The sequence below is a fragment of the Neobacillus niacini genome, from assembly GCF_046591715.1.
GTDB lineage: Bacteria > Bacillota > Bacilli > Bacillales > Cytobacillaceae > Neobacillus > Neobacillus niacini_L.
This window is the reverse complement of the sequence record NZ_JAWVNQ010000001.1, coordinates 313,780-334,868: the sequence shown is the minus strand read 5'-3', so window position 1 is coordinate 334,868 and position 21,089 is coordinate 313,780. Positions and strand designations below refer to the sequence as shown.

At 37.5% G+C, this 21,089-nt stretch carries 22 protein-coding genes and 1 riboswitch; of the genes, 6 read left to right on the top strand and 16 right to left on the bottom strand.

Translation table 11 applies throughout. The features are described 5' to 3' along the window. Positions 1-223 precede the first annotated feature (223 nt). A complete protein-coding gene (locus SFC47_RS01765; RefSeq protein WP_411252553.1) occupies positions 224-883 on the top strand; it encodes a helix-turn-helix transcriptional regulator in 660 nt (219 codons plus the stop codon). 73 nt (positions 884-956) lie between these two features. Here the strand turns inward: SFC47_RS01765 and SFC47_RS01760 are convergent, their stop codons facing one another. From SFC47_RS01760 to SFC47_RS01745, 4 genes are read right to left on the bottom strand one after another with little or no spacing between them, the layout of a single operon-like run. After that, positions 957-1,241 (bottom strand): ferredoxin family protein, encoded by a 285-nt coding sequence (locus SFC47_RS01760; RefSeq protein ID WP_075685099.1) that lies wholly within the window; start codon positions 1,239-1,241, stop codon positions 957-959. Further along, positions 1,241-2,536 (bottom strand): FAD-dependent oxidoreductase, encoded by a 1,296-nt coding sequence (locus SFC47_RS01755; RefSeq protein ID WP_411252552.1) that lies wholly within the window; start codon positions 2,534-2,536, stop codon positions 1,241-1,243. The genes SFC47_RS01760 and SFC47_RS01755 overlap by 1 nt, the downstream gene beginning before the upstream one ends. Further along, positions 2,520-3,560, bottom strand: a complete 1,041-nt coding sequence (locus tag SFC47_RS01750; protein WP_411252551.1) for an electron transfer flavoprotein subunit alpha/FixB family protein — start codon at positions 3,558-3,560, stop codon at positions 2,520-2,522. Before SFC47_RS01750 ends, SFC47_RS01755 begins: the two co-directional genes overlap by 17 nt. 32 nt (positions 3,561-3,592) lie before the next feature. Beyond that, positions 3,593-4,420, bottom strand: a complete 828-nt coding sequence (locus SFC47_RS01745; RefSeq protein ID WP_411252550.1) for an electron transfer flavoprotein subunit beta/FixA family protein — start codon at positions 4,418-4,420, stop codon at positions 3,593-3,595. Between the two features lie 332 nt (positions 4,421-4,752). Between SFC47_RS01745 and SFC47_RS01740 the strand changes: the two genes are divergently transcribed. Then, positions 4,753-5,484 carry a ZIP family metal transporter gene (locus tag SFC47_RS01740; RefSeq protein ID WP_411252549.1) on the top strand — a complete coding sequence of 244 codons (732 nt, stop codon included), beginning with the start codon at positions 4,753-4,755 and terminating at the stop codon, positions 5,482-5,484. A gap of 21 nt (positions 5,485-5,505) precedes the next feature. On the opposite strand, the gene SFC47_RS01735 is transcribed toward SFC47_RS01740, so the two are convergent. From SFC47_RS01735 to SFC47_RS01710, 6 genes are all read right to left on the bottom strand, one after another. Further along, on the bottom strand, positions 5,506-5,742 hold the full coding sequence (locus tag SFC47_RS01735; protein ID WP_411252548.1) for an aspartyl-phosphate phosphatase Spo0E family protein: 237 nt from the start codon (positions 5,740-5,742) through the stop codon (positions 5,506-5,508). A gap of 274 nt (positions 5,743-6,016) precedes the next feature. Then, the gene (locus SFC47_RS01730; protein ID WP_411252547.1) at positions 6,017-6,550 is read right to left on the bottom strand and encodes a 1,2-dihydroxy-3-keto-5-methylthiopentene dioxygenase; all 534 of its coding nucleotides are present in this window, start codon (positions 6,548-6,550) and stop codon (positions 6,017-6,019) included. A gap of 26 nt (positions 6,551-6,576) precedes the next feature. After that, on the bottom strand, positions 6,577-7,206 hold the full coding sequence (locus SFC47_RS01725; RefSeq protein ID WP_411252546.1) for a methylthioribulose 1-phosphate dehydratase: 630 nt from the start codon (positions 7,204-7,206) through the stop codon (positions 6,577-6,579). Further along, entirely contained in the window at positions 7,200-7,871 is a 672-nt protein-coding gene (locus SFC47_RS01720) for a 2-hydroxy-3-keto-5-methylthiopentenyl-1-phosphate phosphatase (RefSeq protein ID WP_411252545.1), read from the bottom strand. Before SFC47_RS01720 ends, SFC47_RS01725 begins: the two co-directional genes overlap by 7 nt. Then, complete coding sequence (mtnW, locus tag SFC47_RS01715) at positions 7,872-9,074, bottom strand: 2,3-diketo-5-methylthiopentyl-1-phosphate enolase (protein ID WP_411253598.1); 1,203 nt, start codon at positions 9,072-9,074, stop codon at positions 7,872-7,874. Between the two features lie 73 nt (positions 9,075-9,147). Continuing rightward, positions 9,148-9,259, bottom strand: a riboswitch (SAM riboswitch). 77 nt (positions 9,260-9,336) lie between these two features. Beyond that, a complete protein-coding gene (locus SFC47_RS01710) occupies positions 9,337-10,515 on the bottom strand; it encodes a pyridoxal phosphate-dependent aminotransferase (RefSeq protein ID WP_411253597.1) in 1,179 nt (392 codons plus the stop codon). A 116-nt stretch (positions 10,516-10,631) separates the two neighbouring features. On the opposite strand from SFC47_RS01710, the gene SFC47_RS01705 reads away from it, so the two are divergent. Beyond that, a complete protein-coding gene (locus tag SFC47_RS01705) occupies positions 10,632-11,414 on the top strand; it encodes a carbon-nitrogen family hydrolase (RefSeq protein WP_411252544.1) in 783 nt (260 codons plus the stop codon). Between the two features lie 38 nt (positions 11,415-11,452). Here the strand turns inward: SFC47_RS01705 and SFC47_RS01700 are convergent, their stop codons facing one another. The 3 genes from SFC47_RS01700 to SFC47_RS01690 all read right to left on the bottom strand — a co-directional run bounded on the left by SFC47_RS01700 (position 11,453) and on the right by SFC47_RS01690 (position 15,984). Further along, on the bottom strand, positions 11,453-12,565 hold the full coding sequence (locus tag SFC47_RS01700; RefSeq protein WP_411252543.1) for an ATP-binding protein: 1,113 nt from the start codon (positions 12,563-12,565) through the stop codon (positions 11,453-11,455). A gap of 111 nt (positions 12,566-12,676) precedes the next feature. After that, a complete protein-coding gene (locus SFC47_RS01695; RefSeq protein WP_411252542.1) occupies positions 12,677-14,971 on the bottom strand; it encodes a thiamine pyrophosphate-dependent enzyme in 2,295 nt (764 codons plus the stop codon). After that, complete coding sequence (locus SFC47_RS01690; protein ID WP_411252541.1) at positions 14,971-15,984, bottom strand: 2-oxoacid:acceptor oxidoreductase family protein; 1,014 nt, start codon at positions 15,982-15,984, stop codon at positions 14,971-14,973. The genes SFC47_RS01695 and SFC47_RS01690 overlap by 1 nt, the downstream gene beginning before the upstream one ends. A 302-nt stretch (positions 15,985-16,286) precedes the next feature. Between SFC47_RS01690 and SFC47_RS01685 the strand changes: the two genes are divergently transcribed. Beyond that, positions 16,287-18,023, top strand: a complete 1,737-nt coding sequence (locus SFC47_RS01685) for a B12-binding domain-containing radical SAM protein (RefSeq protein ID WP_411252540.1) — start codon at positions 16,287-16,289, stop codon at positions 18,021-18,023. A 160-nt stretch (positions 18,024-18,183) separates the two neighbouring features. Here the strand turns inward: SFC47_RS01685 and SFC47_RS01680 are convergent, their stop codons facing one another. Beyond that, positions 18,184-18,345, bottom strand: coding sequence for a hypothetical protein (locus SFC47_RS01680; protein ID WP_221820518.1), 162 nt, complete (start codon positions 18,343-18,345; stop codon positions 18,184-18,186). A 130-nt stretch (positions 18,346-18,475) separates the two neighbouring features. On the opposite strand from SFC47_RS01680, the gene SFC47_RS01675 reads away from it, so the two are divergent. Both SFC47_RS01675 and SFC47_RS01670 read left to right on the top strand, forming a co-directional pair. Further along, positions 18,476-18,826, top strand: a complete 351-nt coding sequence (locus SFC47_RS01675; protein ID WP_411252539.1) for a DUF3905 domain-containing protein — start codon at positions 18,476-18,478, stop codon at positions 18,824-18,826. 130 nt (positions 18,827-18,956) lie between these two features. Continuing rightward, on the top strand, positions 18,957-19,160 hold the full coding sequence (locus SFC47_RS01670; protein ID WP_411252538.1) for an alpha/beta-type small acid-soluble spore protein: 204 nt from the start codon (positions 18,957-18,959) through the stop codon (positions 19,158-19,160). Between the two features lie 32 nt (positions 19,161-19,192). On the opposite strand, the gene SFC47_RS01665 is transcribed toward SFC47_RS01670, so the two are convergent. Together SFC47_RS01665 and sigI are read right to left on the bottom strand one after the other, a co-directional pair. Beyond that, complete coding sequence (locus tag SFC47_RS01665; protein ID WP_411252537.1) at positions 19,193-20,251, bottom strand: anti-sigma factor domain-containing protein; 1,059 nt, start codon at positions 20,249-20,251, stop codon at positions 19,193-19,195. Then, positions 20,248-20,994 carry an RNA polymerase sigma factor SigI gene (sigI, locus tag SFC47_RS01660; RefSeq protein ID WP_411252536.1) on the bottom strand — a complete coding sequence of 249 codons (747 nt, stop codon included), beginning with the start codon at positions 20,992-20,994 and terminating at the stop codon, positions 20,248-20,250. Before sigI ends, SFC47_RS01665 begins: the two co-directional genes overlap by 4 nt. Positions 20,995-21,089 lie beyond the last annotated feature (95 nt).

The following is a 21,089-nucleotide window of genomic DNA, read 5'->3' as shown; positions in this document are numbered from 1 at the left end:
TTTATGGATTACTTAATATTGATGTAAAGCAAAAAATAAGTTATTATTAGGTATGATAATTTTTTATCATTAGGATAAATTATTATCTTGATAACAATTTATCACAGCAAGAAACCGTTTTCAATTAGCTCTACCAATCATTTTTGACAATTTTGTTAACATATACAATCTGCGAAAATTGTTATTTACATATCAAAATTCTATTAATTGAGAGGGAAAATGAATGGATGAAGAATTGTTACGTCATTATAAATCGTTAGTTGAATTTTTGGGGAAAGTATTAGGTTCCCAATACGAAGTTGTATTACACGTATTAACCTCGGAGGAAGAAGCATATATTGGAGCCATTGCGAACAGCGAGATAAGTGGACGTACATTGAATTCAGGATTAACTGACTTAGCCAGGAAAATGATCAAAGATAAAAAATATAAAAACTGTGATTACTTATTTAATTACGTCGGAAAAATGGCAAACGGTAAAGAAATTTCTTCATCAACCTATTTTATAAAGAATTCAAAAGGGGAGCTTTTAGGCCTCTTATGTTTTAATTTTGATACAACTAGACATAAATTAGTTGCTCAAGAAATTCTCCAATTGGCCAACATTAAATTACCCATTTCAAAAATGGTTTCTGACACTCAAAACAATGAATTAGTAGAGCATTTCCCTGATAATATTCAGGATATTATCTATAGTGTGGTCGATTTCGATATATTTCAACCTGATTTACAATTAACAAAAGAAAAGAAAATCAGCATTATCAAAGAATTAAACGACAGAAATGTTTTCCAGATGAAGGGTGCTGTTCAAGAAGTTTCATCCACATTGAAAATATCAGAAGCAAGTATCTACCGCTACCTGCAGTTAATTCAGCGCTCATAAAAAAATTAGAACTCGCCAAAATTGACGAGTTCTTAACCTTTATTTAAACATTAATTAGCAGCTTGGTACCCTTTTATGCCAGCCTAAACACAATTCCATGTCCACCCTTAGGATATTCCCATTTAATATTTTGGTACGGGCAGCCTATCCGGCAGCTGCCGCATTCGTGACAGCCCTCATAACCAACCTGCATTCTTAGTCCTTCCCATTTGTAGACCTCAGCTGGACAAAAAATAGTGCAAATTTTATCAGGGCATTTTGTTGCACAAATATCATCGTCCATTACGGTTAAATGTGATTTTGTATCAGCTTTAAAACGAAGAAGATACTGTTTTTCTTCGATATTCTTAGTTGACATTATTTCACCGCCTTCCATGCACGATAAATATCCTGTATAACTTTCATCGTTCCTCTTTCTGCTGTAACACTCTTCATAATTTCTTTTTGTTTTTCCCGCTTTGGTGTGCCATCTACTGTAAAGAACTTGCTCATTGCTTTATTCATCATCGGAACATATTCTTTAAAATATTGCGGGTTATTCTCAAATGTATGAGTAGCATCTTTGTACTTCTCTAAATCTTTTATTATGAAACTATCGTATAGCTTCTGACGGTAAAGATTTAAACTCGATTCCGAATAGTCTCCACGGTACTTAGCCTCAATAACTGTTTCAGCGGCGAGTAAACCGGAGTGCATCGCCATGTTCGAACCTTCACGATGGATTGCATTAACAAGCTGTGCAGCATCCCCTACTACCACAACACCATTACCAGCTACCTTTGGTACAGAGCGGTATCCACCTTCAGGTATAAGATGCGCAAGGTACTCTTGTGATTCGCCTCCTTGAAGCATAGGTTTGACCATAGGATGTGTTTTTAAATAGTCAAGCAGCTCATATGGCTTCATTTTTGATTTAATCATACTAGAAAGAGTTGTACCAACGCCGATATTCAAACTATCTTTATTGGTATAAAGAAAAGCTGTTCCAAGATTTCCTTTTGTTGAATCTCCAAAGATTTCAATCGTGCAGCCCTGATTATCTTCTAAGTTAAAACGGTCATTAATTTTTTCTTTAGGTAAATTAATCACTTCCATTACCGTTAAGGCCACTTCATCAGGACGGAATTCTTTATGGAAGCCTAATTGCTTAGAAAGTAGTGAGTTTACCCCATCGGCCAGGACAACAACATCTGCATATACTTCGCCATTTGGCCGGTCTGTCCGAACACCAACAACCTTGCCATTTTCTACAATACATTCTGTTACTACAGTTTCATTGATTAATAGAGCACCGGCTTCTACGGCTTTTTTTGCAAACCATTGGTCAAATTGAGCTCTTAATACAGTAAAGTTATTATACGGTTCAACCCCCCATTCAAGACCTTTGTATCCGAATTGAACGACAGATTCCTTATCCATCATCCAGAAACGCTGCTCAATAACTGGCCTCTCAAGCGGTGCCTCTTTCCAAAACTCTGGGATCAGCTCTTCCATTTGCTTCCGATAAAGAACACCGCCCATTACGTTTTTACTTCCAGGATATTCTCCTCTTTCAATAAGTAATACATTTAAGCCTTTTTGGGCACATACAAGTGCGCATGAAGTCCCGGCAGGACCCGCTCCAACCACAATAACATCAAATTTTTCTGGCATAGCTAATTTCACCGCCCTGTTCATTACGCAGCTGTTTAAACTGCTCGATAAGTTTCGGTACAATTTCCAATGCGTCTCCTACAATTCCATATGTTGCAACATCAAAAATCGGTGCGTTCGGGTCTTTATTAATGGCGATGATTAAATCGGAATTTTTCATACCGACAACATGCTGAATGGCCCCAGATAATGCAATTGCGAAATAAACTTTTGGTGTGACTGTCTCGCCTGTTTGACCAATTTGAAGCTCATGTGGCAGCCAGCCCGCTTCGACTACATCACGTGTACCTCCAACGGTTGCTCCAATTGTATCTGCAAGCTCATAGAGAATTTGGAAATTTTGCACATCACCCATTCCTTTTCCCCCGCAGACAATCACATGAGCATCAGCCAGATTTGCTTTTTTTGTTACGTCATTCACAATTTGCAGCACTTTTGTCCTCATATTTTCTTCTTTAAGATCGATGGTATCTTCGATAATCTTTCCTAGTCTGCTAACATCCGGCTCAAGTGCCTTCATTACTTTCGGTCTAACTGTTGCCATTTGAGGACGATGTTTTTTACAAAGGATGGTAGCCATAATATTACCGCCAAATGCTGGACGGCTGGCTTCAAGCAGACGGCTGTCTACATCCACGTCGAGCATCGTTGTATCAGCTGTTAAACCTGTGACTAAATCTGTTGCAACAGCACTGGCCAAATCTTTACCATTTGGTGTTGCTCCGTATAAAATAATCTCTGGTTTGTATTTTTCAACTAAGAGCATAACTCCCTGCATATAGGATTCTGTCCGATATTGCTTTAGCACTGGATGGTCTACCATATAAACCTCATCTGCACCATAAGCAATAACCTGCTTTGCTAATGGTTTCACCTCACTGCCGAGTAAAAAACCTGCTAGTGGAACTTGTAATTTATCTGCAAGTTTTCGTCCTGCTCCCAGGAGTTCTAAAGAAACTCCCTCAATTTTACCGTCATTTTGCTCAATAAATATCCAGACACCACGGTAATCATCAAAATTCATGCAAACCCCTCCCACGTCAAAAAGAATAATCTTTATTGTTTAGATGACTGTAATGTGAATACCTCTTTTTTCTCCATCAAGATTTCCATGAGTTGTTTAACCTGTTCATCTACAGAACCTTCAATCTTTTTCCCGCCTTCAGGACGTGGTGGTGTAAACATTTTCCCAACGATGGTTGGTGATCCTTTAAGACCCAGCTGGGAACGATCCACATTTTCAAAATCATTGACTGTCCAGATAACTGGTTCATATCTAGCCGCTTTTATCATATTTGGCATTGGTGAGTACTCGATATGGTTAATTTCTTTTTCTACTGTTAACAAGCATGGCAGTTCAGCCTGAATTAGTTCATAGCCGCTCGATAATTTCCTTTTGATTAAGACTGATTTTTCCTTTAAATTAACTTCTGACACTTCAATAACATTCGTTACAGGCGGAATATCCATCCTCCTGGCAATACCAGGTCCTACCTGGCCGGTATCCCCATCAATTGCATGCTTTCCGCAGATGACCATATCAACAGGGAGTTCTTTATTGATTTTTTCTAATGCTTTTGAAAGGGCATAACTCGTTGCTAGTGTGTCGGCACCTGCAAAAGCACGATCCGTAATCAAGTATCCGCGATCAGCACCAATTTCAATACTTTTTTTAATCACGGCTGTTGCTTGCGGCGGCCCCATCGACAAAACTGAGATTGTACCTCCATTTTTTTCCTTAATGCTTACTGCCTCTTGTACAGCATGGGCATCGTAAGGATTTAAAATGGCAGGTGCGCTGCGGCGGTCGAGCGTATTGGTTTTTGGATTAATCTTTATGATTTTTGTATCAGGTACTTGTTTGACACATACGACAATGTGCATGTAGGACATTCCCTCCCCCATATTGGCTATGTTTGTTTTGAAAGCGCTTCTTTACTTGGTTATAAAAAATGCCATATTACGATATATGACTCGTAACATTAGCATATTACCAAACAATGATAGATTTCTTTTTTGAATATTGATAAATTATAGGTTTGAGGTAAATTCTAGAAGTATAAGATTAGGTGAGTTGTCATGATGTGAGTGAGATCGTGATAATTTAACTATAAGAAATATTCAGAATAAAACAATGATAAAAATCACAGTTTCTGTCTAATAATGTAGATAATTTAAATTACGATATTCATACAGATGAGAGGTTGAGGCTTAGAATGATGGAAGTGTTTGTGGGAAGCGTACTTTCTGCTTTATCAACAGGTGCAGGAGCTCTAATCATTCTTTTTATTAAACAATCATTTACGCACCGTTGGATGGATATTTTATTAGCTTTTAGTGCCGGGATCATGATGGCTGCCTCGACGATAGGGCTAATCCCTGAGGCATTAAAATTGGGTAGTTTTGTCTCACTTTCAATTGGAGTATTCTTGGGGGTATGGGCATTAACAACCCTAGAAAAAAAGATACCGCATATTGACTTAGAGCATAATCAATATGGTATTCATTTTGATGAAAAAGCATTGTTGATTATCGCAGCTATTACGCTGCATAATATTCCGGAAGGCTTGTCCGTCGGGGTCAGCTATGCATCACAAACAGAAGATACGGGGAATTTAATAGCACTGGCAATTGGATTTCAGAATGCGCCAGAAGGCCTTCTTGTTGCTCTCTTTTTAGTTAACCAAAAAACCAGCAAATTTAAGGCCTTCTTACTAGCAACTCTAACAGGTGCAATTGAGATTGTTACATCTTTCATAGGATATTATTTAACTTCATTTGTTCAAGGGCTTGTCCCATATGGCCTTTCATTTGCATCTGGTGCGATGTTGTTTATTATTTATAAAGAGCTGATTCCAGAAAGTCATGGCGATGGGAATGAACGGGTCTCTACCTATGCTTTTATTACCGGACTTTTAGTGATGGTTCTCATTATTGATATTTTCTAAGAATTTTGCTGGACAAGTTTTCTAAACGCATACCTTTGGCCAGATCATTATCATTTGATTAAAAGCAAGCTTAATTTCTTCATTTGGAATTGATAATTGCTGAGAAGCTTTTTGATACTCATTTATCAAAACATCAAGCTCCTGACTGTATCTAATCGTTTCTTCACTAGTAAATCCTTTTGTATTCGCACAATTTATCATTAATGCACGTTTACTTTTTATTTCCTTAAGCATCTCAGAAGGGTTATTACCTGACATGTACAATTTCTCCACCTACTCCTACTCTTTTGCACTAAATCGCTAAAAAAATTGATTACTTGATGAATTATGACAAGATTTCAAACAAAAGTAAACACTTTCGCAAAAGTAGACAAAACAAGCATTTTACCCCATATTTCGACAAAATCCATGCTTGTTTTATTAGATTTTGCGACAATTCTTATTCGCTTTTGGTGATGATTTAGTAAAAATATTTACTAAATTTTATAAAAAAAATAAAAAAACCAGCTGTCAAGCAGCCAGTTTTAATTAATTATTGATGAATTTCCTCTTTCTCGTAAATCGGCACCCAGCCCTCTGTGGTAACAAAAATTCTAATCGCGACTACTTTACGATCTTCTTCTAATGTAAAATAATGTCTTGTGTTTTCTGGAACAGAAATTAAATCTCCTGGATTTAGGTGAACTTCGAAAAATTCTCCGTCTTTTCCTTGAATAACAAAAACTCCGTGGCCGCTTACAATAAAGCGAACTTCATCATCAGTATGGTGATGTTCGTTCTTAAAGTTTGTTAACAGAGTATCAAGATTTGGAGTGTTATCAGACAAAGAAATAATATCCTGTGCCTTGTATCCTCTTCTCGCAGAAATGTCTGAAATCTCTGTAGAAAAGACATTGAGTATTTCATTCTTCTCTTCATCACTTAATAGATACTTTTCAACAAGTGTTTCAGGAAGCTTTGTAATATCCCAATTTTCATAGATTACCTCTTGGGAAGCTAAAAAGCTTGCTACTTCTTCTTGGTTTAGAATTTGCTCTTCTCTGTTTTGAAATGTAATATATGCCATGATTAAATCTCCCTCTCCCTATTAATTTATACCACTTTAAACAGCTGGTATGGTTTATGTTCTAGTAAGCGTAATTGATATTTAAATAAAAACTCAGATGCCTCGAGGATTTTTTTGGCCTCGAATGCATTTCTGCCCCAAACGGTGATTCCATGATTTCGAATCAACACAGCACCACAATCTTCCTTAATATGCTCAGAAAAGGCATGTGCCAGCGTAGGAATGTGAGCGAAGTTTTTGATAATGGGAATTGTCAACACGGCGTCCTCTTCCCACTTATCAAAAGCCTTAATCAGCTCCTGCCCCTTGAACGTTACTTCCCCCTGGCTCCCGTAAACCTCTGAGATTACGTTATTATCAATTGTATGAACATGGAGACTGCAGCCAGCTTTAGTTTTACGATATATTTCAACGTGAAGCAGTGTTTCTGCTGAAGGCTTTAGGTGAGTTTCTTCCACAGCATGCCCAAATTCGTCTACTAACAGGAAGTCCTCTTCCGTACGTTTGCGTTTATCCTTACCACTTGCAGTCACCAGAAATTGCAGAGGATTATCGCTTACCTTAATAGCAAGGTTGCCGCTTGTTCCCATAAACCAATCGCGCTCAGCCAGTTCATCCTTTATATCTGCTAACTCGATCCATTTTTCCCTTAACATGATGTCCTCTTCACCTCAATCTGATTTTTAATTTCGTCTATACAATCATAAAAGGTAGTAAATCCTTTATGATTTAGCCCCCATTCGGTACATTTATTCTCTAGTAAATCTCGTGCCAATACAAAATCTGCTTGTTTAGCCGCCTCAAGATCAGTTACAGAATCACCAATCACGATTGTAAAGAAATCTTCATCTTGATTAATCTTCCGAATAATACTAGGTTTGCAGCATCCGCATTCATTCTTACATAATGAATCACAGGTATACGGCCATAGTATTTTTATGTTTTCCGCTGAAAAATCACTGTGGTTACAATATATCCCTTCAAACGGACCGTATTTTTCAAGAATTGGATAAACAAAGAAATCAATCCCGCCGCTGACAATATATAAAGGAATATTTTCAGACTTAGCAAACTCAACAAATTCAGAAAACCCATCACGAATCTTGGCGTTTTCAATGGCGAATGTTGTAATTTCTTCTTTTTGACTGCTTGGCAATTCAGCGAATAATTTACCTACACCTTCACTAATAGAAATCTCTTGTGATAGTATTTGGTCTTTGATTTGCTCCCAGTTAGGCGGTGCAAATTTTTTCATTATCGCAATGATGTTGTCACTTTCGGTGATTGTTCCATCAAAATCGCAGTAGATGACAGGCTTCATTTAAACTGACACCTCAGCATTTCCCCATAACTGCAATGCGCTCTTTAGCTCTGGATATTGCTTGCTTCCTTCGGCTAAGGTTTGCCCTTCTAGATTTACACTGATCGCCTGCCTAAATGCAAGACCGCCGCCGCGCGCTCCATTAGGATGACCGTGAACGCCGCCTCCTGCGTTAATAACAGATTCAATACCGAAATCACGGATTAATAATGGCACTAACCCAGGATGTATGCCTGCTGAAGGGACAGGAAACGACCGCTTTATCGTGTCGGATTTGGTTAGTTCTTCTGCAATAGAAATAGCAGCTGATTTCTCTAATGCCACTGTTCCGTATGGTGATGGAAATAATGACAAGTCCGCACCAGCAAGTCTCAACAGTTTGCCTAATAACAAGGAATGGGAGAGACCAAAATGAGAAGATGAGGTTAATGCCCCGCTTACAGCAGGATGAGCCATTAATGGCAGGGAGATCTGGTCATCTTCACGCAATTCCTGCAGAACGTCTAATCCATAGGCAAAAACATTAAACAGTAACATGTCTGCCCCAAGCTCTTTTGCCTTCCTAGCTTTGTCTTTCAACTGTGAAGTTCTTCCAGTCAGATTGACAGCATACAATGTGCGATGTCCAGTTAACTCATATGCTTCCTGTAACACCTTTTTGCCCTCAATTATTCTTTGTTCAAATGGAGTCAGCTCATTTTCAAAAAGGATTTCATCATCCTTTACGAAATCAACACCACCAAGAGCCTGCTGTTTTAGTTGTTCTGTGAGGAAATTTATATCCTTACCAAGTACCCCTTTAAAAATACTCATCAATAATGGACGGTTATAAACCTCAAGCTTTTCCCTTAATCCTTCAATCCCAAATCTAGGTCCAGGAAATTTGCTTTTCAAGATATCCTCAAACTGTAAATCCAATAATTTTATTTTTCCATCTAATGAAAGTTTTCCGAAAACAGTTGTTAGAATGGCAGGAATATCATTTGAAAAGTTGATCGTTGGATAGGCAATATGTATGAGTGCCTGATCCTCTTGTAAACCTTCAGTCGAAACCACTCTGCCTTTATGCTTACGTAATTGACTCTGTTCTAGTTCAGGTAAGTTCGTCCATGAACCTACAGTTAATCCTAAAGCAATTTCCTCTGCTTTTTTCTCGAGGTTTCTTTCACCATGGACAAGGTATGTTGCAATTAATTCTGACAAATTAATCTTCCTTTCTTCGTAAAACATAAAAAACCTCTTCCAAAAGAAGAGGTTAGCATCGCAAACTAACATCTTCTCATCTTTCAGCCTTTAATGCTGCAAGATTTAGCACCGTGCTTAACCATATTGGTAAGTCGGTTGCCGGGCTTCATAGGGCTTTTCCCTCCGCCTGCTCTTGATAAGAAAACGATCGTATTATTTACTTTTATCATGTTGATAAACTATATTTTGCATTATCCCAAGAATCATATTTTTTGTCAATCTATTTTTTGAAAATTTCCAACTCACTTATTCTTCTAACTGCTTCTCCTAAACGTTCCTCACTTGTGAGCAAACCAACCCGAACATAACCTTCACCTTGTTCACCAAATGCAATTCCAGGAGCAACAGCAATATGAGCTTGTTCAAGCAGGATGTCAGCGAATTCTGTAGAAGTCAGTCCCGCAGGAACTTTAAGCCAGGCAAAAAACGATCCTTTTGGTGCCGTAACATCCCAGCCCATGGAACGAAGTCCATCAATCAAAACATTTCTTCTCTTCTCATAAAGATTGTTTAAGTCTGCAACACAATCCTGCGGTCCTGTTAAGGCTTCTCTTGCTGCTTCCTGAATACCGCCAAAAATACTGCAGTAAAGATGATCTTGAATAAGTTCTATCGCTGAAATCACACTGCTGTTTCCAACTGCGAAGCCGACGCGCCAGCCTGCCATGTTATAGGTTTTTGAGAGCGTATATATTTCTATGCCAACTTCTTTTGCCCCGTCAATTTGTAAAAAGCTCAATGGCTTTTCGCCATCAAACCCGATTGCTCCATAAGCAAAATCATGTACAACACAAATATCATGCTGGTTGGCAATGCGGACCGTTTCCTCAAAGAATTCCTTCGTCGCAGTTGCCCCTGTTGGGTTGTTAGGATAATTAAGGAACATTAATTTTGCCTTCTCAATTGCTTCAGATGGTAATTCGCTATAATTAGGCAAAAAATGATTGGTTTCACTAAGCGTCATCGTGACCATTTCTGCCTTTGCCAGCGCTACCCCAGATAAGTAATCAGGATAACCTGGGTCTGGGACCAGCATAGTATCACCAGGATTTAAAAGGCATTGTGGAATTTCGACCAAACCAGCCTTACCGCCAAACAAGACAGCCACTTCATTATCTGGATTAATGGAAACACCATATTCTCTTTGATAAAAGTCGGCTGCTGCCTGTTTTAAGTATCGATGACCTTGAAAAGGAGAATATTTATGGTTCACAGGGTCAGCCGCCGCTTCCTGCATTTTTTTTACAATATGCTGCGGGGTTGCCTGGTCAGGATTCCCTTGCCCTAAATTAATGACATCATAACCAGCTTCAATGTATTCCCCTACTTTTTTAACTAAAGAAGCAAAAAACTGCTTCGGAAGATTATTTAATACTTGAGATGTTGGAAATTGTTTCATTTTGTCACCTGCTTTAATTATTTCATTTTGTTGTTGAATTCTAGTCACAAATGATATAACTTTTAATACAGCTTGTAAAGATAAAATTCTAAAAAATTCAAATGAGGTGAAAATTGATGAAATTAAAGATAGCTTGTTTACAGATGGACATCGCCTTTGGTAATCCAACTGAAAACTATCAAAAAGCAGAAAGTTTAATTGAAAAAGCAATGAAAGATAAACCTGATCTCATTGTATTTCCAGAGTTATGGACAACTGGATATGATTTGACACGTCTTGATGTCATCGCAGATAAGGACGCAGGAGAAACCATAGATTTTTTTATAAAGGCTGCAAAAAAATATCAGGTTCACTTCGTAGGCGGCTCTGTTGCAAATCGAGTTGAAGAAGGAGTAAAGAATACCCTGCTAATCATCAACAATAAAGGTCAACTTGTCCATTCTTACAGCAAACTGCATCTTTTTAAATTAATGGACGAACATCTTTACCTCGAGGCGGGAGAAGACAAAGGATTATTTGAATTGGAAAACCGCACTTTTGGGGGTGTAATCTGCTATGATATTCGTTTTCCCGAGTGGATTCGAGCACATACATCTAAAGGAGCCGAAGCTCTTTTCGTGGTTGCAGAATGGCCTGCTCCCCGTTTATCACATTGGAGGTCGTTATTAATAGCCAGAGCAATTGAAAACCAATGTTTCGTCATTGCATGTAACCGCTCAGGCAAGGATCCGAACAATGAGTTTGCTGGTCATTCAATGATTATTGACCCTTGGGGAGATGTAATAGCAGAAGCGGGAGTGAATGAGGAAGTACTGTCTGCAGAAATTGAGTTAGATCTTGTGAAAGATATTCGTAAACAAATTCCAATATTTGAAGATAGAAGGCCTGAATTGTATTAATCAAAGAAAACCACTTCCCGATATAGGCAGTGGTTTTTCTAATTTATTTCCATTTGATTTAATGGCAATGTTATTTTAAATAAGGTCCCTTTCCCATCTTCACTTTCAACTTGAATTTCCCCATTATGCTCTTCAATAATTTGGTAACTTACCATTAAACCTAATCCTGTACCTTTTTCTTTTGTAGTGTAAAAGGGTTCTCCTAGTTTATTTAATTGATCCTTCGGAATCCCGGTACCTTCATCATGAATCGATATTTGTACATTTTGTTTCTCTTTTTTTATCGTTATGGTAATTCTTCCCCCGCCAGGCATGACTTCTATTGCGTTTTTTATTAGATTAATAAAAACTTTTTTCAGTTGATTAGGTTCACAATAAACCAATGGTAACTCAGATTCATATTCTGGATGTAATTGAACGTTGTAAAGTACCGCTTGGGCACTCAGTAAATCAACTGTTTCCTTCATGATTTGACAGACATCATTCTCTTGAAATCTTATTTCCTTAGGCTTTGCAAGGACTAAGAATTCATTAATGATTGAATCAATTCTTGCCAGCTCCGAAGTAATTACATCGTAATACATAGTATGTTCTGCTTTAATACTAGGCTTTAGCAGTTGAATAAACCCCTTCAATGCCGTCATTGGATTCCTTATTTCATGGGCAATGCCAGCAGCGAGCTCACCAACAATACTTAATCGATCAGACTTCCTCAACTGTTCCTGCATTTTAGCTTTTTCCGTAACATCAATTATAACGGTTAGATTCAGTCCATCAATTATTTTCGGCTTAGTTGAGTAATCAAAATGTTTTACTGTCCCATCAATCATTTCAATCACTATCGATGAACACTTTTTTCCAATTTGCATTGCTTGTTCAATATGGTTCATAATTTCCTGTTTCTTTTCTTCTACAGTATTAAATAAATCTATTAGAGACTTCCCTAACAATCTATCTTTCGCAAGTCCAAAGATTCTTTCACCTGAATAATTGATATCAACTATTTGATACATATCATTCCATAAAATTAACCCGTCCATTGAATCTTCAAATATTCTCCGAAATTTTTGTTCACTAGGCAAAGCCTCACTCAGTTTTTCTTCTGCCACACACTCACCCGCCCCATGAAACTCAAAATTAGGTAAAATCATATATTGTATTATTCTACATTTTAATATAAATCCCTTTTTACTTGACAAATTTATTACATTGGGAAAATTTAAAAAGGTAAAGCACACAACTCCTGCTTTACCTTTTTCCCTTTACAGAAACGGATTCTCGTGTTTTGCTTTCAGACGCTGCCATCTTTTTTCAACTTCAGCTTCAAATTCTTCTAAGATTGATTTGTTTTCTTCTTTTAGAAGATGTTTTGTTTTACCCATGTATTTAAGCCATTCTGAAATAGCCACGCGTTTGTTTTTATCTTCTGGGTTATAGGTAATGCTGGTAACTCCTTGTTCGACCTCATACAGCGGGAAGAAACAAGAATTTACAGCTTGCTCCAATATTGTTGTCCCAAAACGGTCTTCGGATTTCCAGTTAAGCGGACAGGTAATAAGGATTTTCCCGTAGACCGTACCAACGTTCTGTGCATACCATTGAGCTTTTGCACCTTTCTTAATTAAGTCTTGCGGGAAAGCCTCTGCCCCTGTAAATACATAAGGTATATTGGCTGCCGCCATAATCTGCGCTGTGTCTTTATGATGGAACCCTTTACCCTTTTGGACCTTACCAACACCCGAAGTACTCGTCATATGGCCTATAGGAGTTGAATAAGACATTTGGGATCCTGTATTCATATACCCTTCATTATCATATTCCAGCATAATAAGCTTATGCCCCCGAAGTGCCGTACCAATAGCTGAACCCATGCCAATGTCCATACCGCCATCACCAGTAATCATGACAAACGTCACATCATCAGAAACCTCTATTTCACCACGGCGTTTTAATTCAAGAAATGCTTCAAGTGTTCCTGATAATGTAGCTGCGCCATTTTGGAAAAGGTTATGAATCATCGTTTGTTTATGAGAGCTATGTGGATATGAAGTTGTCGTTACATAAGCACAACCTGTTTGGAACAACGTGACGATATCACCTTCAATCCCTTTAAAGAAAAGCTCTAAGCCGGCAAAAATTCCACAGCCCGGACATGCTCCGTGTCCAGATGCAATACGCTTAGGCTTTCCAGTTAATGCCCTCTGCGGCGGAATTTTGACTTTAAGTTTATTGGTTTCCTCATCCATTTTCACATCAATTAGACCTGATTTGTATACATCGCCATGCTGCGGTGTGATCACCGGCTTAAGAACTTGTTCCGGGCAGCCTGGTACATGGCCATAATAATCAAATGGCTTTTCAGCATATCCTTTCTCTTTTGCCTCAATCGCCATATCAAAGAATTTATGTGCATCGGAAGCGTAGAAATCCTTACCTCCTAAACCGAAAACTCTGCTTAATACGATGGTATGATTTTCCCGATCTTCTTGAAGGGCAGATTTCACTTCATGGGTTAAATTAGGTCCATTTGCACCATATGAATCTGCACGTTCACCAACCAATAAAGCCTTCACATTTTTAAGTGCTTCACGGATTTCCTTGGCTGGGAATGGACGGATGATATTAGGACTGATTACACCAGCCTTAATTCCTTTTGCACGTAATTGGTCCACAACATCCTTTGCTGATTCCCCGGCAGAATTTAATAAGAATAGTGCTACATCTGCGTCTTCCATTTTATATAAATCAAGTATTGAATATTCCCGGCCGGAAATACGGGCGTATTCAGCTGCAACTTCTTTATATACTTCACCAGCAGCGTAGATTGCTTCTGATTGTTGGAAATTGTTATTGATTAGGTCGTCACCATTCATATGGGCACCTATTGTAACCGGCTTCTTGGGGTCTCTTGCAAAATTATAGTCTTCTGGACATTCACCAACAAATTTCTGAACTACACTGCGGTCCTTGAAATACTCTACTCTTCTCTTTTGATGTGAAGTGAAAAATCCATCATAGGCAACAATAACCGGCAGACGTACCTTGGAATGTTCCGCAATTTTTAAAGCCATAATATTCATATCATAAACAGCCTGCGGCGTACTAGCTGTCAGGATAACCCAGCCGGTATTTAAAGCAAAGTAAAGATCAGAGTGATCGCCTCTAATATCAAGCGGCCCGCTGACCGCACGCGTTACGAGATTCATTACCATAGGGAATCTGGTACCAGATTGAACTGGCAGCTGTTCTATCATATAAAGAAGACCATTTGCACTTGTCGCATTGAATACTCTAGCACCTGTTGTTGAAGCACCATAGCAAATTCCTGCAGAACCATGTTCACCATCAGCAGGTATCAGCTTTATATCATGTTCGCCGCGGGCTTTCATTTGATCCAAAAATTGTGCCACCTCTGTTGAAGGTGTAATAGGGAAATAGCCCATAATATGATAATTAATTTGAGCAGCTGCCATTGCAGCCATTTCATTTCCGGATTCAAAAGTTGAAAGTTGTTCACAGATCCCCTGACTTTTTAACTTATCTTCTAAAATTGCCATTATGAAATCCCCCCTGCTAGATACGGAAAGTTCTGTTTTACGGTGTTTGCTTCTGCATAACCAATCATTTCACGAAGCTCAAAAAGTGCGTCAGTTGGACATGCTTCCACACATTTTAAACAGCCCTTACAGTATTGATAATCAATCCCTTTTAGGAACATTTGCTTTCTGCCTTTTTTATCTTCACCAGCTTCCCAAACGAAGCAATAGTCAGGACAGACATTATCACAAGCAGCACAGTGGATACACTTATCCTTTTCAAACTGCGGAAGAAATCCTTGTCGTGAACCACTTAAATCTTTTAAAATGCTGTTCCCTTGAGTGGTCATAACTCCGCCAATCCCCTGGGTCAGATACCCTAATTGCGGAAGCGGCCGTGAAAAACTTTTTCCTTCTGCACCTTCTGGCACTTCATAGGTTTTAAATTGAACTTCGCTATAGCCGCGGTCAAACGTACGAATATTTGGTTCAACTAAATGCGGGTATTTTTTTTCAAATGTTTTCTTAATAACCGTTCTCATGGAATCAGGGTCTAGGAAATCACAGATTCGATATAAAGCACCAAGCATGGCCGTGTTTACTTTTGTTTTTTCTTCAACGGCAATCGATAGAGCATCAACAATTGCAAGTGTGCCATATTCTAACTTTAGATCTTTCCTCACTTCATCGGCCTCTCTGGCCGTATTAACAAGCGCAATTCCATCAGCATTTAATCCGCTTACAACATCAACTGTTCTATATAGCGCTTCATGAAATACAGCAACAATATGTGGCTGCTCGATTGGACTGTGATCCCTTATTTCAACATCTGGATCACAATAACGGATAAAACTTTTAACAGGTGATCCTTTCTTTTCAGAGCCATATGATGAAAAGTTGGATCCATTTAAACCCAGACCCAGTACTCCGGCTTCGGCTAACATTTTTCCAGCTAAATTTGCTCCAAGACCCCCGATTGATTCAAGACGAATCTCAAAGAAACCCAGCTCATTTTTCTTTGGTAATTTAGACATAATGTCCCTCCCCTTCCTGAACAAAAAAACTCTGAAAATACAAAAATATAAACTCCCCGAATTCATTGTAGGGTAAAACATTTTTTTAGGCTGTGACAAAAATCAAACATTAGCAAGAAAATCATATAACACCTTTCCAAATAATATAAAAAACGTTAATTTATATGGATTTTATTATACAAATGACTTATATAACAGAAATCATTCTGTAATATAACAGAGGGTTAATAATTCGGTTATGATTTTTAAAAAAAATAGGATATAATATACTATTGCTTTTAATTTATTGAAGGAGTTTTATTATGAACGTTATTTGCTGTACTTTAAATGCTAAATATATACATACAAATTTAGCAATTCGCTGCTTAAAGGCTTTTGCTGCTCCGGAATTTAACATCCAATTAAGGGAATATACAATTAAGGATCCGGTTATGAACATTGTTTCAGACCTCTATCAGCAAAAACCAACTATAATCGGATTTAGTTGTTATATTTGGAACATTGAAGAGACCATTAAGGTTATCAATATGATTAAGAAAATTGATTCTTCGATTCAAATTGTTCTCGGTGGTCCGGAAGTATCCTATGATACTGTTGAATGGATGGAGAAACTTCCAAGTGTCGACTTTATCGTCATGGGGGAGGGGGAACATTCTTTTAAGCAGCTGCTTTCTGAATTGGACAGAGAGGGCAATTATAAAAATGTACATGGAATTGCTTATCGTGAAAACGGAAAAGTAAAAGTGACTCCCCAAATGAATAAGCTCGACCTTAAGGAACTCCCATCTCCTTATCGATTTCCTGAAGATAAGTCTGATTTAGGTAAACGGGTCACGTATATTGAAACAAGTAGAGGATGCCCATTTAGCTGCCAATTCTGTCTTTCTTCCATTGAAGTAGGGGTCCGTTATTTTGACAGAGAGAAAATTAAGGAAGATATTCGTTATCTAATGGCTAATGGGGCTAAGACTATTAAGTTTGTAGACCGTACATTTAATATAAGCAGAAGTTATGCGATGGAAATGTTCCGATTTTTAATTGATGAACATCTCCCTGGAACTGTTTTTCAGTTTGAAATTACTGCTGACATCATGAGGCCAGAGGTAATAGAATTTTTAAATCATGAAGCACCCAAAGGCTTATTCCGCTTTGAAATAGGTGTTCAATCAACTAATGATTACACAAACGAACTTGTCATGCGGAAACAAAATTTTGCAAAATTGACTAGAACAGTAACGATGGTGAAGGAAGGCGGGAAAATTGACCAGCATCTTGATTTAATCGCCGGACTGCCTGAGGAAGATTACGCATCCTTTCGGAAGACGTTTAATGATGTTTTTGAACTTCGGCCAGAAGAGCTGCAGTTAGGTTTTTTGAAAATGCTGCGTGGAACAGGTCTAAGACTACGTGGAGAAGAACATGAATATATTTATATGGATCACTCTCCATATGAAATTTTAGGGAATAATGTCCTGTCATTCGATGATATACTTCGAATTAAACAGGTAGAGGATGTGTTAGAAAAGTATTGGAATGACCATCGAATGGACCACACAATTGAATATTTAGTTACAAATGTGTTCCCATCACCTTTTGATTTCTTCCAAGAGTTTGGGACCTATTGGGACGAGCAAGGCTGGTCAAGGATTGGGCATCAGTTAGAGGACTTATTTAGAAGATTGTATTCATTCCTTCAATATCTGAAGGTGAATAACCTTAACATTATTGAAGGCCTGATGAAATATGATTATTTTATAAACCATAAGTACAAGCCGCGAAAGCCATGGTGGGAACAAAGTTTTAATAAACAGACAAGAACTGAAATTTATAAACAAATTGTAGATAACCCGTTACTTTTGGGGCAAACTTATGTGGAACTTGAACTTGATGAGAAAGACTTATATAAGCATACAATGATTGAAGAACTTTCCTTTAGTCTTTCGGATTACTTATCATCTGGTAAAATAATAAAGGAGCCTTCCAAATTAATTGCTTATTTTGATCCTTCAAATAAAGGAACAGTAATCTTTTCATTTTAATGAATAAATACAGCCGGCAAAGAGCCGGCTTATTTTTTTTTCGAGGACTTTTTATTTCCCTGGTTAGCCTGAAGTACTTCGTATAGCTTTACTCCATTTACGTCACCGAATTCAATGCTAAATTCTTCACGTGTGTTTTCAGTACTTTTCTTTTTTTTCATTAACTTCGTCCTTTTTTTCCAAGCTTTGAATTGCGGTTTGCAAACCTGATGGCATTGTCATCATCAGTAAATTCTGCAGAAAATTCACTTTCCTGAACATTCTTATGAGGCGTTTTTGAATACTTATTAACAGCATCATATTCTGCTTTACGCTTAGCCATATATTCTTCCTCCCATCGTTGATGTTACATCTTTAGTTTTTATCAAAATCAGGGATTCAATCACTTCCTTATTTTTCATAAATAAATTTGTCCTTCCGGCGAAAAATAAAGAAAAATAGGAGTGAGAAATATGACTAATGAAAAAAAGAAAAAACCAAATAATCCAACGATGAACGAAACAATTCCACATCAAATTAACGCACCAAGTTTCGAGGGAACTGGTATTAAAATGCAGCCACCATTTATTAATGAACATAGCGTTGTAATTGGAGATAGCCTATATTCTTCACCAAACTCTCCTTTAGAAAATTGGACTGAAAATACGGACCCTGAAATTATGGCTGGTGACCAGTGGGTTCACCCAACAAATGACATTGGCTGGAACACAGCAGAAAACCGTGAATTGCTGGAGAGTAAAAAGAAACCACAGGCATATCCCTTTATGCATCCAGATAAGGATGTAAGCAAGGGAACAGATTAAGTTGTTTACACCGCCAAACTAAATAAGTATCCATTTCCGCAAAACATTACCACTTATTAAAATACAAAATTGAATCATAATACCATTACAGAGATTACTCTCTGTACAAGATCCTAAGGAGTTGAATACAATGGCTAACAGCAGCAATAAATTATTAGTTCCAGGAATTGAGCAATATCTTGATCAGGTTAAATATGAAATTGCACAAGAGTTTGGTGTGAATTTAGGCTCTGATACAGTTTCCCGAGCAAATGGTTCTGTTGGCGGCGAAATTACCAAAAGGTTAGTTAAACAAGCTCAAGCGCAAATGGCGGGTCAATCTTCACAACAATAACTTTAACTAAATAAAATGGAAAAAGTCCGGCATTATTTGCCGGACTTATTTTTTTCGTTATTCTCTTGTTTTTTTGATTTATTATGATTGTTCGTTTTCTGTTTATCTTGTTTTGGTTGGTTACGTTTATCCTGTTGATTTACATTGTTATTCTCTTTCTGCTTTACTTTTCTATTTACTTTGTCAGACTCTTTCTGTACAACTTGTTGATTATTATGTTCAGGCTGCTTTCCGTTGTTTTGTTTTTCCGCAACATCAGGTTTTTTATTGTTATTCATTTCCGGCTGGTTATTATTAGAAGTGGATTCACTGCTTTTTTCTTCCTGTTTCTTTTGCTGACCTTGCGGCAATACAGACTTTTCAGATGCTTGATCTGGAGTATTCTTAATCTGCTTTATTTTCTCTTTCTTTTGTTTGTTTTCTGCAGAGTTATTTTTACTTCTATGATAACTTCCGACTGGAACCCCGGAATCTTGGGCTTTTTCTAACTCTGCTTTTGTTGTAGTATACATTTTTACTTCTACTGGATGCTTATTTATTGATTTCTTTATTTTATCTATATTTTCCTGTAGTTTGGTTTCTGCTTTCTCTTTAAGCTCATTCGTTTTTACAGTAGAAATCACAACAGGCTCAGTTTGGGCTAAAATCCCCCCCTCTTTTAGCTCTGCTACAATAATGGGTGTTAGTTCGGAAGCATCTTTCTTCTTCCAATCTTCAAGCTGAGAAATGATTTTTTCTGCTTCTTTAGTAAACCCCTTTAGTTCGACGACCTCCATATTGTTATTCAGTCCCATTTCAATACTCGTGCTTCCATCGATGGACATATAAGCATATGTTTTATTACTTTGATAGACTGGAATAAGAGAACCTAAACCAACAATTAGTACCATCAAAGACATCAAAACCGTTCTAAAAGTGAAAAAGTTTTTAAGTATATTTGATTTTCTCCTTACGTCAGCAACAGGAAAAAAATCTATTTCTTCACCAATAGAATAATGTCGATCCATTTTACGGGCACGTAAGAACTCACCGTCTGGAGTCAGTAATGTTATATAGGGATCGTCAACTTCCATTACAATTCCTTTTTTCATGTCTCAAGCACCCCCCTTAAATAATCATTTAAATAGACATAATCATTCGATAATATAAGCGCAATCGCAATAATATATTTTCTGTTTCGCTCAATCGTCTTTCTACTAACATTCACCTTTTTTTCCAACTGTTTTATCGGAAGACGCTTTTTATCGATTAAAAAGCTTACCAATTCCTGATCGTCAACTAGGAGCTTCGCCACTGTAATGGCATTTATTCTAGCATCTGCATGTTTAGGTGAATTCTCAACTAAATCGTTAAAGCTTAAATCAAATGAGGACAATAATGTTTGAAATTGCATAATTTCGTCTTTTCTTAACTCTTCATCTGATTTTTTCTTATAATCTTCAAGTGATAGCTCGTTCACAATAACCATGCCTGCTGACTCATCTTCAAGAGAAGAATAGGTTAAGTCAATACTGACATGTTGATTTTTCGTTTGTGTCCGTATAAAATCAATTACTCTTCTTTTGATTATGACCTCAGCAAAACTAAGCAGAGAACTTCCTCTGTCAGGTGAATATTTTTCAATAGCCTCACTAAAGGCAATTAAACCAATACTAAATTCATCATCGGTTTCATAGATATATCGTTTACATACTGCAGAAACATTTTTCGCAATAAATGGTTTATAAGAATCTATTATTTCATTTAAAAGTAAGTGGTCCCCTTGTTGAATTAAAAGAACCGACTCTTCTAACGTTCGTTTTTTATTCTTAGTTAAAAACAATAAACCTAGCATTGCATTGCCTCACCTCACAATAACCCAATTATAACATAGTGCTGTCATTTTGGATTTTATGCAGCGGGGCGAATGGGAAAAAAATAGCCCCCAAG